Origin of the sequence: Paenibacillus sp. AK121 (assembly GCF_019042715.1) — a bacterium.
Lineage (GTDB): Bacteria > Bacillota > Bacilli > Paenibacillales > Paenibacillaceae > Paenibacillus > Paenibacillus polymyxa_C.
Genome location: NZ_JAHPJM010000019.1, coordinates 1 through 15,312, shown reverse-complemented (window position 1 = coordinate 15,312; position 15,312 = coordinate 1). Strand labels below are relative to the sequence as shown.

Below are 15,312 nucleotides of genomic sequence, written 5' to 3'. Positions count from 1 at the left end.
AAAATTATCCTTGTAATTTATTCTCTTGGGTCACCTGATGTTTCTGAGCAGATTGCTCCTCCTTCAAATCAGACAATTCTGCTCGCAATCGTTCTATTTCCATTTGAAGAGACCGTATAGAATCGACGACCGGATCAGGCAACTGGTGACTAAGTCGATCTGGACGTCTGCCATCCTGTCTGACCACTCGCCCTGGGATGCCCACTACCGTACTGTTTGGCGGAACTTCTTTTAGCACAACCGAGTTGGAGCCAATGTTGGATTGCGCCCCAATCGTAAATGAACCCAATATTTTCGCACCCGAGCCTATAACGACATTATTCCCAATGGTGGGGTGGCGCTTCCCTTTCTCTTTTCCAGTCCCTCCAAGAGTAACCCCCTGATATAACACGACATCGTCGCCAATTTCACAGGTTTCGCCAATGACAACACCCATGCCGTGATCAATGAACAGCCGATCTCCGATACGAGCGCCAGGATGAATTTCAATTCCTGTCATAAACCTCGATACCTGGGATATAACGCGGGCTAGAGTACACCATTTTCGCAAATAAAACCAATGTGCGATTCGGTGTGCCCAAAGGGCATGAACGCCAGAATACGTAAAAATGACTTCCAGCTTACTCCGGGCGGCCGGATCATTATCCAAAACAGTTTGAATATCGGATTTGAAATGCCTGAACATGTCGCCCTCCTCTTCCCTCCATATCCTCGCCGCATCACACTTCAGATTTCGCCAATTTTCGTAGTCACTAGCACGCTTCGACAATTTTCAATCTACAGCGAGTCTGAATCTGATAAAAATGAAAAAGCGCCTCCGCAGCCTAGGCTGCAGAGACGCATATACGTGGTCCCACTCTGCTTCGAACATATCTGCTACAAAAAAAGCAGAAAAGTCCGTCTTTGGCGTCCTGTAACGGGAACGAATCGGCAAGCCCTTGCCGCATTAGCATTGTAGGCTAACGAGGGTTCGGGCGCACGGCTCCCAGGCGCATTTCCTCCGCAGGTCATCTAGACGGTTCTCAGCCTGGGGTTTCCCCTCGACCGTCCTCTCTGGTAGATGCCCTTATGCAGTGTACTTCTCCTGTTCGCAGCCTTTACACGTAAGTATCAATCCATATCAATGGAGTCATTATAGCGAAAAGACAACAAATTGACAAGAAATATCAGCCTTTAATTTGTGCCTTAAGACGATCCAACACCTTGTCACGTCCAAGTAAATAGATGGTCTCGTTCAGATCCCGTCCATGAGTTTGACCTGTAAGGGCCACACGAATCGGCATGAACAGCTGTTTCCCCTTAAAACCAGTTTCCTTTTGGACTTCCTTGATCAGCTTGGCCATTTGTGGAGCTGTAAATTCCTCGCTCGTTTCAACCTTACCTGCAAAGGCTCTAAGTACATCAGGAACCTGCTCTTCGGCCAGAACAGCCGCCGCATCAGCATCCAACTCCAGATGCGAACGGAAAAACAACTCAGACAACGTCACAATATCAGACGCTGAAGTCATTTGTTCTTGGTATAAGCGGACAAGAGCTTTAGCCCAATCCTGTTGTTCCGTCGATAATTCATTCGGCAACAGCCCTGCTGCCTGCAAATGTGGAATAGCCATGCTGGCAATCCGCTCAGGATCAGCTTTTTTAATATAATGATTATTCAAATAAGCAAGCTTGTTTGTATCAAATACAGCTGGGCTTTTGGACAAACGATTAGGATCGAAAATCGAAATCAGTTGTTCCCGATCATAGATCTCTTCCTCGCCTTCCGGAGACCAGCCCAATAGTGCAATAAAGTTGAATATAGCTTCCGGCAGATAGCCCAGCTTATCGTACTGCTCCATGAACTGAATAATGGATTCATTTCGTTTGCTGAGCTTTTTGTGATCCTCGCCTACGATCAGCGTCATATGACCAAAGCGTGGCGGCTCCCAGCCGAGAGCTTCAAAAATCATCAACTGCCGCGGTGTATTGGATACATGATCTTCGCCCCGTAGTACATGCGATATTTTCATCAAATAGTCGTCAACCGCTACGGCGAAGTTATATGTCGGAATACCGTCTTTTTTGACGATAACAAAATCGCCGCTTTCCTTGGAATTGAACGTAATTTGACCTTTAACCATATCATCAAACGTATATTCACGATCTTCTGGTACGCGAAAACGAATACTTGGTACACGGCCCTCGGCTTCAAAAGCTTGGCACTGTTCTTCTGTTAAATCACGATGTTTGCCTGAATAACGCGGAGTCTCCCCACGCGCCATCTGTTCTTCACGCTCACGTTCGAGCTCTTCTTCCGTGCAATAACAGCGGTATGCCAAACCACGATCCAGCAAATCCTGCCAGTATTTTTTGTAGATATCCAAGCGTTCGGTCTGGCGATAAGGTCCAAACTCGCCGCCCACGTCTATACTTTCATCCCAGTCCATGCCTAACCATTTCAAATATTTAAGCTGGCTTTCTTCTCCACCTTCAATATTGCGTTTCACATCTGTGTCTTCGATGCGAATAATAAACTTCCCACCTTGATTGCGGGCAAACAAATAATTAAATAATGCCGTTCTAGCATTTCCAATATGCAGATGTCCTGTAGGACTTGGTGCATAGCGTACACGAACTTCCGTGCTCATATAATCTCCTCCAAATAGAATTACTCAAGATGATAGCATTTACTTGATTAGACAGACAACCGATTGAGCCGCAATTCCCTCGCCTCGCCCGGTAAACCCGAGTTGCTCCGTCGTTGTCGCCTTAACATTTACCTGGGACGACTCCTCTGCTTCCAGCACCCGGGCGATGATTTCATTCATCTGCGGGATGTACGATGCCATCTTGGGCTTCTGCGCAATAATCGTAGAATCAATATTCCCCAAGCGATATCCCCGCTCTTTAGCCAGCCCCCACACATGCTCCAGTAGCTTCAGGCTATCAGCGTCCTTAAATTCAGGGTCGTTATCCGGAAAATGCTTTCCGATGTCTCCCAAGCCAAGCGCGCCCAGGATGGCATCGCTAATGGCATGCAGCAGCACGTCTGCATCGGAATGGCCCAGCAAACCTTTTTCATACGGAATATGTACGCCTCCGATGATGCATGGCCTTCCTTCCACCAGCTGGTGGACGTCAAATCCTTGCCCTATTCTGATCATTTGATATCCTCTCCCTCTGTCTTTACCCATAACTCCGCCATCTCCAAATCCTCAGGCGTAGTAATTTTGATGTTTTTATAGCTGCCTTGGACGACAGTAACTGGAATGCCTAGCCGCTCCACCAGCATAGAATCATCTGTCCCCAAAAATCCTGACTGCTCCGCTTCCTCATAGGCCCGCAGCAGATCGGAAAGACGAAAAGTCTGTGGCGTTTGAATACTCCACAGACTTCGGCGATCCGGCGTTGCTGTAATGATACCATCCCCGTTCACTTGCTTGATTGTATCCTTTACAGGTACTGCCGCTACAGAAGCACCAGTACGCTGGGCAGCCTCCAGGCATGAACGTACAAGCTCAGGTTGAATCAGTGGACGCACACCATCATGCACCATCACCCAATCTGTTTGCAAGTGGCGCAAACCGCGATAAACCGAATGCTGGCGCTCCCTGCCACCAGCCACCACTCGTACATTTTTACCAATCTTGTATTGATGAACCCAGTCTCTGCAACGTTCCACATCTCCAGCTCCAGTAACCATCACCATTTCATCCACTTCAGGCATTGCTGCGAATATTTCAAGTGTATGTATGAAGATGGGCTTGTCTCGCAAAAGCAGAAATTGCTTGCTCTCCTGCGTTCCCATACGGGAGCCGCGCCCGGCCGCCACAATCACGACTCCTACCTGATTGTTCATTCAAATAACTCCTGCCCTGATCGCACTTGGACGATCCGTATGATAACACATCTACTTCATCATACCTCGTTTATTGAGCTTTTTCCAATAATTTCGGTTTAGCAAAGATCATGCGACCCGCAGAGGTCTGAAGTACACTTGTGACCAGCACTTCCATGAGAGAGCCAATATAGTCACGCCCACCCTCCACAACAATCATCGTACCATCATCCAGATAAGCTACCCCCTGCCCATGCTCCTTGCCGTCTTTGATAATCTGCACCATAATTTCCTCACCGGGCAGTACGACAGGCTTCACTGCATTCGCCAAATCATTAATGTTCAGCACAGACACACCTTGAAGTTCGCATACTTTATTCAGGTTAAAATCATTAGTTACAACTTTACCCTGCAACACCTTTGCAAGCTTAACCAGCTTACTGTCGACCTCTGAAATTTCCTCAAAATCCCCCTCATAAATGAGCACATTCACATCTAGCTCTTTTTGGATTTTATTCAAAATATCCAGACCTCGCCGCCCACGATTACGCTTAAGTAAATCTGAAGAATCTGCGATATGCTGAAGCTCCTCCAGCACAAATTCAGGAATCACAATGGTTCCTTCAATAAACCCTGTTTTGCAGATATCCGCAATACGCCCATCTATAATGACGCTGGTGTCCAAAATTTTATGTTCCTCCAGCTTGCGTTCTTCTACATCCGCTCCCCGACCAAAAAAACCTGAGCTCCAAAAGGATGACAGCTCGTCCCGTTTTTCTAGCCCTACCATCAATCCCACATATCCGCATACCAAGGTAACCGCGGTCTGGATAAGTAGACCAGGTGCCCCCAATCCTGAAAAGAGTGGGTAAACTGCCAAGGAAAGGATCAGCCCCACTGCTAACCCCATCACACCTGCCATCATCTCATTCATCGGAATTCGTACCAAGCCTTCAATACCCTGCTGCAATCGATTCGCCACGGACGCCCCTGCGAATGAGCAGCCAGCCATAAATAGCACTGCTCCCGCTAACATCCAAACAGCCATTCCTGGTAAAGAACCATCACTCAACCATTGTGGCATCCACGATACGATGCCTCCTATCCGCTGGTATAACGTATAGCCAAACCACGCGCCGCACAATCCTGTAAAAGTTAAAATAGCCTTTCTCCACATTGAGTCTCTATACCTCCTTTATTTTCTTTTCAATAGTCTGCTATTTATTCGATACATAGCACTTCCCTTACCAGTATGATCCATTTCTCGCATAACTAACCCTGTGTTTTCACTTTTTATGCATAAAAAAAGCATTTATCTCCCTGAATGAATCAAGGAAATAAATGCTTCTTCTAGTTCTTGTCTGACACTAACGTTGCGAATGACGATATTGGTCGTCCTGTTCTTCTTGATTAGAACGATCTCGTTCCCGTCCACGTCTGCGTGATAGCTTCCGAATGTTCAGCTTCATACCGTACAATGCATATAGCACCAATGGTACAAAAATCAGCTTCGACAGCTGATCAGGAAATTTAACGGCCAGAAACACCGCTGCAATTACGACCCATGGAGCAATCCAGATCGCTTTTTTCGGAAGACCGACCTTTTTGAAATTCGGATATCTCATGGAGCTAACCATCAAATAAGAGACCAGCAACATGGCAATCGACATGTATAACAAAGAAATCTCGTTATGGAATAAGGACAAAGTGGCTAATACGCCACCTGCTGCCGGAATGGGCAAACCTGTGAAATAACCTGGTACACCAGGACGTACGTTAAAGCGAGCCAAACGCAATGCTCCGCACATCGGAAAAATGGCTGTAACCGTCCAAGCGAGAGCCGAATTCGCATCATGAAAAGCAACCATGTACATAATAACTGCGGGAGCAACACCAAAAGATATCATATCTGATAAGGAGTCCAGTTCTTTACCGAATTCGCTCTGGGCATTCAGAGCCCGGGCCATCCTTCCATCCAGTCCGTCCAACAACATGGCGACAATAACCATAATAGCGGCAAGGCTGTATTTTCCGTCTACGGCCAATAAAATGGCGATCATTCCGAGAAACAAGTTACCCAAGGTACACATGTTCGGAATTGATTTGGTAATCATCTCTTCACCTCAATGTATGAATTGTTCCATTATAATCCTTTCACTGTATTACATTTACATTTGTCTGTCAATGAAAACTTGTTCCTGCAAACGTTTAAGCCCTTCTTTAATCGTACGTGCACGAACCTCTCCTATGCCATCTACTTCATCTAGTTCTTCAATCGTTGCTGTCATGACATGTGGAAAACGCCCAAATCGTTCCACCAGATTATGAATAATCACATTTGGCAAACGAGGTATTTTGTTCAATACCCGATATCCGCGTGCAGCAATATATTCTTCTGATGTCGCTGCTGAAGAAGGATAGCCTAATAAACGTACAATATGATTCACATCCAGTAATTCGTCGTCCGTAGAACGTTTGAGTCCCAATATAATTTCACGAATCTTCTCGTCGCTGTCGTCTCTGGCATAATCCTTATACAGCAACCAAGCTTCTTCCTCGATATTGCTGACAAGCTCCTCCATCTGCATGCTAATCAGCCTGCCCTCATTTCCGAGCTCGTTAATAAATCGTTTGATCTCCATTTTGATGCGCAGCACCATTTCGATTCGTTGAATGACATTAACGACCTCAGGCATGGTAACCAGTTCTTCGAATTCAGATGCAGTTAAATTGGTTGAGGCTTGCCCCAATACGGATCTATATTTTTCCAGCGTCTGAATGGCCTGATTAGCTTTCGTTAAAATAACCCCGATTTCCTTGAGCGCATACCGTAAAGTCCCCTGATACAACGTAATAATATTACGACGCTGGGAAATAGACACAACCAGTTTGCCAGTCTGCTTCGCAACTCGTTCCGCCGTGCGATGCCGAATCCCTGTTTCTATGGACGAAATGGAGGAATCGGGAATCAATTGCGTATTGGCATATAAAATTCGTTTTAAATCCTCGCTCAATATGATTGCGCCGTCCATTTTAGCCAGCTCATACAAATAGTTCGGTGAAAAATCACAATTAATAGAGAAACCGCCATCCACGACTTCCATTACTTCCGGGCTATAGCCAACGACCAGAAGAGCACCCGTTTTGGCACGCAAAACGTTTTCCAATCCGTCGCGAAAGGGAGTTCCCGGTGCCACAAGCCGCAGCAAATCGTTCATTTTATCCAGTTGGCTCGCTTCCTTCATTCTCAATGCCCCCTAATCTAATGCAGCTGCCAGTGCATCTGCCACCGTTCCAACTCCTATAATTTGTATCCCTTTCGGATGTGTCCAGCCCTTTAAGCTTTTCTCGGGCATGATCACCCGTTTGAAACCTAATTTCTCCGCTTCTCGCACTCGCTGTTCTGCTCGGGATACAGCCCGCACCTCGCCTGTCAGTCCTACTTCACCAAAAATCACATCGTACGGCTTGGTAGGAGCATCCCTAAAGCTGGAAGCAATGCTCACCGCTATAGCTAAATCCACCGCTGGTTCATCCAGCTTCACGCCTCCAGCAACGTTGAGATAAGCGTCCTGGTTTTGCAAAAACATGCCCATCCGCTTTTCTAGGACGGCAATGATTAACCCCATCCGATGATGGTCGATCCCCGTACCCATTCGGCGTGGAGATGGAAAATGTGTAGCTGCAATTAGTGCTTGCAGTTCAACCAATACAGGTCGGGTTCCCTCCATACTGGCAACGACGGTGGAACCAGCCACCCCCAGTGGCCGTTCGGACAAGAAAAGTTCGGAAGGATTCGCCACCTCACGCAAACCACTTTCGGCCATTTCAAAAATACCAATTTCATTCGTAGAACCAAAGCGATTCTTAACCGCACGCAACAGCCGATACGTATGATGACGCTCTCCTTCAAAATAAAGTACACAATCGACCATATGCTCTAACAAACGCGGACCTGCAATAGCGCCTTCCTTGGTCACATGCCCTACCAGTACTGTAGCAATACCTAATCCCTTCGCAATCCGCATAAATCGTGAAGTACACTCGCGGACCTGTGCTACACTACCAGGCGCACTTGTCACCTCAGGTAAATATACAGTCTGTATCGAGTCGATGACCAAAAACTCTGGCTTCAAGCTGTCCACTGCTTCTTCAATCGTCTCCAAATTCGTCTCACATAATACGTACAGACTGGGAGACAAGGCACCGAGGCGATCTGCACGTAGCTTTGTTTGGCGGACGGATTCCTCACCAGACACGTACAGGACCTTTAAACCAGTTAAAGCCAGCTCATTAGAGGTTTGCAGCATAAGCGTAGACTTGCCGATCCCCGGATCACCACCCACCAGAACAAGTGAACCTGGCACCACACCTCCACCAAGTACACGATTTAATTCACCAATTCCCGTCAAGATTCGTGTTTCTTTGCCACTTTCCACTTCAATAATAGGAAGCGGTTTGTCTTTTGTGCTATGAGTAAGAAGGGAAGATCCCATTCCTTGAGTTTTTACAACGCTTTCCGTTTCTTCGACCATGGAATTCCATGCCTGGCATCCAGGACATTTTCCGTACCATTTAGGCGATTCATAGCCACATTCCGTACAGGAAAATTTAGTTTTCACTTTAGCCATACTTTATTCCCTGGCTCCTTCTTGACGACGATGATGTCAAATTTATCTTCACACAGCACCTGAAAGAGCTGTAACAATAAAAGTTTACCATTGAAGCTTGGCGGACGTAAAGCAGTATCACAAACTTTCCCAAAGCTTTTAGCCTACCCTTTCAAGATATTCAATACACAAAAAGGGTGCCTTCGCAATAGCTTTCCAGCGTGCGAGACACCCTTTTCTAATGTTTTATTTACTAAACTGCTTTAGGACTTCGCGGATACATTATCCTTTTTCGTTACTGTCAATGCACCGTTCTCTTCATCAATGTAGAGAGAGTCGCCTTTAGAAATGTTTCCAGTCAACAGTTCCTCGGACAGGCGATCTTCAATATGCTTCTGGATTGCACGACGCAATGGACGCGCACCATACGCTGGATCGAAGCCTTCCTTAGCAAGGAAATTCTTAGCCTTGTCTGTCAACTCAAAGTCCACCTCATACTCATTCAGACGCTTACGCAGCTCCTCAGACATGAGTGAAACAATTTCAGCAATATGTTTTTCTTCGAGAGAATGGAAAACGATAATTTCATCTATCCGGTTCAAGAACTCAGGACGGAAACTTTTCTTCAGTTCATCCATCACTTTGCCCTTCATGTTATCGTAATCCGCCCCAGCGTCCACAACAGCTGTAAAACCAAGCGTGGAGTTACGTTTGATTGCCTGCGCACCAACGTTAGATGTTAGAATGATGAGTGTGTTACGGAAGTCAACAACACGACCTTTGGAATCCGTCAGACGTCCATCCTCCAACACTTGCAGCAGAATATTGAATACTTCTGGGTGTGCCTTTTCAATTTCATCCAGCAACACAACAGAGTAAGGCTTACGACGTACCTTCTCAGTCAGTTGACCGCCTTCTTCATATCCAACGTACCCTGGAGGCGCTCCTACCAGACGGGATGTGGAGTGCTTCTCCATATATTCGGACATATCAATACGGATAACCGCATTTTCATCACCAAACATAGATTCAGCCAAGGCGCGTGCCAGCTCTGTTTTACCAACCCCAGTTGGACCGAGGAAAATAAAGGAGCCGATTGGACGCTTCGGATCTTTCAGACCGGCGCGTGCCCGGCGAATCGCCCGGCTTACTGCCTTAACAGCTTCGTCCTGTCCAATCACCCGTTCATGCAACAGTTGCTCCATATTCAGCAAGCGATGTGTTTCTTCTTCTTTTAGCTTGCTGACTGGGACACCAGTCCAGATGGCAACAACCTGAGCGATATCCTCTGGCGTAACTTCGGAATCTGTACGCCCCTGTTGTTCTTTCCATTGGTTTTTAGTGACATCCAGCTCTTCACGAATCTTTTGCTCTGTATCGCGTAGCGCAGCTGCCTTTTCAAACTCCTGACTTTGTACCGCTGAATCTTTTTCCTTGCGGATATCTTCCAGACGGTTTTCCAGCTGTTTCAGGTTTGGCGGTACTGTATAGGAATTCAGCCTTACCTTGGAGCCTGCTTCATCAATAAGGTCAATAGCCTTATCCGGTAGGAAGCGATCAGTAATATAACGATCTGACAATCTTACTGCAGCTTCAATAGCCTCATCCGTGATTTTTACACGGTGATGCGCTTCATAACGGTCGCGCAGACCATACAAGATTTGGATTGCTTCTTCTGGAGAAGGTTGATCCACTGTAATAGGTTGGAAACGACGCTCCAAAGCAGCATCTTTTTCAATATATTTGCGATATTCATCCAGCGTAGTAGCACCGATACATTGCAGCTCGCCACGTGCCAGAGCAGGTTTCAGGATGTTGGACGCATCAATTGCGCCTTCTGCTCCACCAGCACCAATCAGCGTATGCAGCTCATCAATGAACAGTACGATATTTCCGGCTTGACGAATCTCGTCCATAATCTTCTTCAAGCGATCCTCAAATTCACCACGATACTTAGTACCTGCTACGACAGATCCCATATCGAGTGTCATTACGCGTTTGTCGCGCAATGTTTCAGGAATCTCATTCGCTATGATTTTTTGTGCCAATCCTTCGGCAATCGCTGTTTTACCTACCCCAGGTTCACCGATCAAAACAGGATTGTTCTTTGTACGGCGGCTGAGCACTTGAATAACGCGCTCAATTTCCTTGCTGCGCCCAATAACGGGGTCCAGGTTATTTTCCTTCGCAGAAGCTGTCAGATCGCGTGCCAGACTGTCCAGGGTTGGCGTGCTGACATTAGCTGGAGCACCGTGATGACTGGAAACTGCCTCGCTGCTGCCGAGCAATTGAAGCACTTGCTGACGCGCTTTGTTCAGACTGATACCCAGGTTGTTCAGTACACGTGCTGCTACGCCTTCACCTTCACGAATGAGACCTAGCAAAATATGCTCGGTACCTACATAGGTATGCCCCAATTTACGCGCTTCGTCCATAGACAGCTCAATGACTTTTTTGGCACGTGGAGTATAGGCAATGTTCGTTGGTTGCTCTTGACCGCGTCCAATCAGTGTTTCCACTTCATCCTGGATTTTTTCCAGTCCCAGCCCTAAACCGATTAAGGCTTTCGCTGCTATTCCTTCGCCTTCACGAATGAGTCCTAGCAAAATGTGCTCTGTGCCAATGTTGTTGTGTCCCAATCGAACAGCTTCTTCCTGGGCCAAGGCAAGCACTTTCTGTGCACGTTCCGTAAATCTTCCAAACATCATATATCCTGCACCTCCACAATGTGTATTTCAGATAATTCTATATATTAAAGGGTTGTGCCTAATTTTTGCCGGATCAGCTTCGCCCGGTACATATCGCGCTCACCGGTATTCATTTTATCCCCAAAGCTTTTTTGCAGAAAGCCAGGTTGCGTCATCACATTAAGCTCATTCATCGCTGCAATGGAAGGACGCTCCAAAATCCCTAAATCTACACCGAGACGTACATCGGACAGCCGCTGTGCAGCCTCCTTGGAATCCAAAACTGCTGCATATGACAAAATACCGAATGAACGCATCACCCGATCTGTAATCCGCAGCATGGATTCATTCATCAATCGTTCTCTGGCAGAACGTTCGTGCTCTATAATTTGCAGCACCACGCCATGCAGATTCTCGATAATTTCCGCTTCGGTTTGTCCCAGGGTAATCTGATTAGATACCTGAAACAAATTTCCAACTGCTTCGCTGCCTTCACCATAAATGCCGCGAACTGTAAGACCGACCTGTGAAACAGCGGACAATATACGATTGATTTGGTGAGTCATGACCAATGCGGGTAAATGCATCATCACCGAAGCTCTCATACCTGTGCCGACATTCGTCGGACAACTGGTCAGAAAACCTCTCCGATCATCAAATGCATAATCAACATGAGCTTCGAATGCATCATCAATGACCATGGCGCGTTCCCAGGCTTCTCTCACCTGACATCCCGGATATAAGCACTGAATACGCAGATGATCCTCTTCATTTATCATAACACTAACTGATTCATCATCACTAATCAACACAGCACCGTTGCGAGATTCGTTCGCCAAATTAGGACTAATTAAGTGCTTCTCAACCAGTACCTGCTTGTCGATCTCATCCAACTCGGATATTTTCAAGGTATGAAAAGTACCAAAACGACGCAAATCATCATACTGAAGGATATCCGTTAAGCGTTGAAGCACTTCTTCCGACTGCTGATTGGTAGCAAGCATGGGAAAAGGCAGATGCTGCAAGTTACGCGCAATTCTTACCCGGCTGCTAATGACAATCTCCGAATCCGCAGCATCACCACGCATCCAATCACTTAGCGGCTTTTCCGTAAATCGGATATTGGGCATCACGCATTCCCTCCTACTCTTCACAAACTTTACTCTTCAGTCATTTCTTTTTCAAGCTTTCTGATTTGATCCCTAAGCTCAGCAGCTGATTCGAATTCTTCCTGTACAATGTGTTGTTGCATCTCTTTTTTCAAATCATCAATTTGCCGTTTAACCTTTAATCGGCCTCCAGTACGGACCGGAACTTTCCCAACATGACTCGTACTACCATGCACACGCTTGAACAGAGGGTCCAGACGACTATCAAAATATTGATAGCATGATGGACATCCAAAACGTCCTAGCTTACTAAACTGTGTATAAGTCATACCGCAATCCTTGCATTGCAGATTTTGGGGAACAGTGTGACCTGAAGACTGGCTCTTTGTGCTGGAGTCAAAATCCAACATCCCCGACAACAAGCTATGAATCGAAAAGCCATTAGGTGTTCCAGGGATCATCTCCCCTTTTTCCTTCGCACATGTCTCACAAATATGAAACTCTGTCTTTTCGCCATTCACAATTTTGGTGAAATGCAAAGTTGCCGGCCGCATATTACATTCTTGGCACAGCATAAAAGCACCTCCTTCAACGTCAGGATTTTTACAAATCCCTACATCTGAATTGCAAATCTCTATTCACTGGTTAATGGATACTAGCTATTTGGCCGCCAGCAACGAGATCAGCATAGCCTTAAGCAATCTTGCTCGCAGTTGGTCACGATAGGGAAGCTTTAGCAATAATGTATCTCTTGATAAAGCAGCCTTCATTAGACCAGCTTCCCTTTTGCTTAAAAAATGAGCTTCCTCTAACTGATAAATCAGTCCTTCTGCTGCCGATTGGCTAATTTCCTCCCCGATGCTCTGATGAAGGTGTGTATGGATCGCATGTTGTGCAGGTAATTGAATTCGCTGAATTCGAATGTAGCCTCCACCACCGCGTTTACTTTCCACCACATAACCTTTTTCCAGCGTAAACCGGGTACTAATTACATAATTAATTTGCGACGGTACGCAGGAAAAGCGGTCAGCCAGATCATTACGCTGAATCTCCACTAAGCCTTGGGGACTTTCCAGCAGCATGCTCTTCAAATATTGTTCAATAATGTCGGAAACATTGCGCATTTCATCATCCTCCACTAACGGAAACGCAAGAATTCAAATACATTTCACGCTCCACAGAGTCCGCCGTATATTGAACTTAACCAAACGGTATAGTCACGAATCTAAGCTGTATTCAGGCTATTGCCTGTTCTACATCCATTGGAATTGTACCGTTTTGTTTCTAGTGTGACCTTTATTTGCGATAAATCATACACTTCTCTTCTGTCCATAAGAAGCAGCTCCTAACTATACGCAAATCAGGTCGTTATTTTTTACTTTTTTGCTGTCAAATTGTTATATACGGCCAATCCAACAACATAATACTTTTGTGGAATCACACTGATTCCAATTGACTTTGACTTTCTTTGACTATATTCGTATTATAGCACAAATTTCATTTTTGCCAAGGGGTCAATACCATTTTTCGCAATCTAATTATGTTTTATACCATATTACAAAAAACTCTTCCCATTATGGAAAGAGCTTTGAGTAATTATGATAAACCACATCCAATTTGGTTAAAAAAAAGTTGGACATTAAGAAGAACCAATTGGAGCTTTATCAGAAAAAATCCAATAAGAACGTTTGTTTTATTGGTATTACACGTTTAAGTGCAGCCACAGACTTACTGCTTCCTTCAATACGCCCCCAATTAGACAGGTTATCAGCTTGCTGGTAGCCGAGCATTAAAGTTGTTAATGACTGAATCCCCAGTTTCAAGTCAGTTGCTAAGGCGTTGTCAGATAAATTGCTTGTATCCACTCTTGCCAGATGTCCTTGCCCCTCCGTAGTAATTGTTAATCTCCATACTCCTTCATTCCAAGGGGCATACCGATCTGTCAGATGTAAGGTCAAACTTGTTTCTTCTCCAATCTGCTCAAAAGGGTATCTCTCTACAAAAGCAACTGCATCCACAATACGCCCCATAAAATAAGGCACCGTTTCCTGTTGAATTCGCGGATCATCGAGTAAAAAGGGCAGGTTGTCATCTGCTGGAACGTAAATAAATTTACCTTGGGTTATCATTGAGTCATGATTTGCAAAATAAGTCCACAAAGCCCGACGTGCCGTCTCATTTTCATATACCAACTCATCACAATTTAACTGTTTATCTTCTATTTTGTATAGTGCATATCCCTGAGGATTGCCTGCATCCGTGTAATATACTACAGTTCGATAATTTTCATTTAAAATCCGTTCCTGCCACCATTCCTTATCTCGTACCAGCGTACCATTGTAACGTGAAGCATACGATTGATACACTTGGTCCAATTCTGAAATATTTTTGATATCCCGTTTGACTATACCTTCTGTTTTAAGTTTAGCAGGGAATTTATCAATTGGAATGACGTACTTTTTGTACTCCGTATATGTTTCCCATCCAAATTTACGATAAAAGGCAAATGAGAATGGATGCAGAAAAGAAAGGCTTTGTCCTGCAGTCTTCATCTCTTCAAGCGCATGCGTCAACAAACGTGAAACCATACCCCCGCGACGCTTTTCCGGCCACGTTGCCACACCAGCAATGCCCCCCATATCAAAAACCTGACCATGTATGTATACTTGTAGCGGCAGCAAGGTCAGTTTAGCATTCAATTCGTGCCCGTCGAAGATTCCCCATGTTTGTTCTGGTTTGAATTTCTTCTTAGCTTTCTCCAGATCCTCCGGGGGCATTGTAAACTGAAAAGCATACTGGGATAATTCAATAGCTGCCTCAAATTCCTCACGTTGTAATTGCCTGATCTTCATAACTTCGTCACCTCGCTCATATACTTGGACCTTTTAAAAAAATACGCACTTAGAGTGTCGCAAAGCATCTTCTCTCTGTCAACCTTAGAAGCAGGTGTCCATCCACAAAATACATAAAAAAAGGATGATAACCTGCTAAGGTTATCATCCTTTTTCACTTTTGCTTGGCAACGTCCTACTCTCCCAGGACCCTGCGGTCCAAGTACCATCGGCGCTGGAGGGCTTAACGGTCGTGTT

General features: G+C 45.5%; 13 protein-coding genes and 1 rRNA gene. All 14 read right to left on the bottom strand.

Annotated features, from left to right (window positions below; genetic code table 11):
• Nucleotides 1-4: 4 nt before the first annotated feature.
• Nucleotides 5-685, bottom strand: coding sequence for a serine O-acetyltransferase (gene cysE / locus KSP24_RS23240; protein WP_013373284.1), 681 nt, complete (start codon nucleotides 683-685; stop codon nucleotides 5-7).
• Nucleotides 686-1,166: 481 nt separating this feature from the next.
• On the bottom strand, nucleotides 1,167-2,627 hold the full coding sequence (gene gltX, locus KSP24_RS23235) for a glutamate--tRNA ligase (RefSeq protein ID WP_129550061.1): 1,461 nt from the start codon (nucleotides 2,625-2,627) through the stop codon (nucleotides 1,167-1,169).
• A gap of 39 nt (nucleotides 2,628-2,666) precedes the next feature.
• Nucleotides 2,667-3,143: a 2-C-methyl-D-erythritol 2,4-cyclodiphosphate synthase gene (ispF, locus tag KSP24_RS23230; RefSeq protein WP_013373286.1), complete on the bottom strand. Its 477-nt coding sequence runs from the start codon at nucleotides 3,141-3,143 to the stop codon at nucleotides 2,667-2,669.
• Nucleotides 3,140-3,838, bottom strand: coding sequence for a 2-C-methyl-D-erythritol 4-phosphate cytidylyltransferase (gene ispD / locus KSP24_RS23225; protein ID WP_216976908.1), 699 nt, complete (start codon nucleotides 3,836-3,838; stop codon nucleotides 3,140-3,142). Before ispD ends, ispF begins: the two co-directional genes overlap by 4 nt.
• A 70-nt stretch (nucleotides 3,839-3,908) precedes the next feature.
• Nucleotides 3,909-4,994 carry a PIN/TRAM domain-containing protein gene (locus tag KSP24_RS23220; protein ID WP_058712142.1) on the bottom strand — a complete coding sequence of 362 codons (1,086 nt, stop codon included), beginning with the start codon at nucleotides 4,992-4,994 and terminating at the stop codon, nucleotides 3,909-3,911.
• Nucleotides 4,995-5,184: 190 nt separating this feature from the next.
• The gene (gene pssA, locus KSP24_RS23215; RefSeq protein WP_013373289.1) at nucleotides 5,185-5,931 is read right to left on the bottom strand and encodes a CDP-diacylglycerol--serine O-phosphatidyltransferase; all 747 of its coding nucleotides are present in this window, start codon (nucleotides 5,929-5,931) and stop codon (nucleotides 5,185-5,187) included.
• Nucleotides 5,932-5,985: 54 nt separating this feature from the next.
• Nucleotides 5,986-7,062, bottom strand: a complete 1,077-nt coding sequence (disA, locus tag KSP24_RS23210) for a DNA integrity scanning diadenylate cyclase DisA (RefSeq protein ID WP_216976906.1) — start codon at nucleotides 7,060-7,062, stop codon at nucleotides 5,986-5,988.
• A gap of 12 nt (nucleotides 7,063-7,074) precedes the next feature.
• A complete protein-coding gene (radA, locus tag KSP24_RS23205; protein ID WP_013373291.1) occupies nucleotides 7,075-8,448 on the bottom strand; it encodes a DNA repair protein RadA in 1,374 nt (457 codons plus the stop codon).
• 242 nt (nucleotides 8,449-8,690) lie between these two features.
• Nucleotides 8,691-11,135 carry an ATP-dependent protease ATP-binding subunit ClpC gene (gene clpC, locus KSP24_RS23200; protein WP_016818634.1) on the bottom strand — a complete coding sequence of 815 codons (2,445 nt, stop codon included), beginning with the start codon at nucleotides 11,133-11,135 and terminating at the stop codon, nucleotides 8,691-8,693.
• A gap of 44 nt (nucleotides 11,136-11,179) precedes the next feature.
• Entirely contained in the window at nucleotides 11,180-12,244 is a 1,065-nt protein-coding gene (gene mcsB, locus KSP24_RS23195) for a protein-arginine kinase McsB (RefSeq protein ID WP_013373293.1), read from the bottom strand.
• Between the two features lie 29 nt (nucleotides 12,245-12,273).
• A complete protein-coding gene (gene mcsA, locus KSP24_RS23190) occupies nucleotides 12,274-12,798 on the bottom strand; it encodes a protein-arginine kinase activator protein McsA (RefSeq protein WP_013373294.1) in 525 nt (174 codons plus the stop codon).
• A gap of 84 nt (nucleotides 12,799-12,882) precedes the next feature.
• Complete coding sequence (locus tag KSP24_RS23185) at nucleotides 12,883-13,347, bottom strand: CtsR family transcriptional regulator (RefSeq protein WP_013373295.1); 465 nt, start codon at nucleotides 13,345-13,347, stop codon at nucleotides 12,883-12,885.
• A gap of 540 nt (nucleotides 13,348-13,887) precedes the next feature.
• Nucleotides 13,888-15,075: a GNAT family N-acetyltransferase gene (locus KSP24_RS23180; RefSeq protein ID WP_216976904.1), complete on the bottom strand. Its 1,188-nt coding sequence runs from the start codon at nucleotides 15,073-15,075 to the stop codon at nucleotides 13,888-13,890.
• A 162-nt stretch (nucleotides 15,076-15,237) separates the two neighbouring features.
• Nucleotides 15,238-15,312 (bottom strand): 5S ribosomal RNA (rrf, locus tag KSP24_RS25750); the annotation flags it as partial.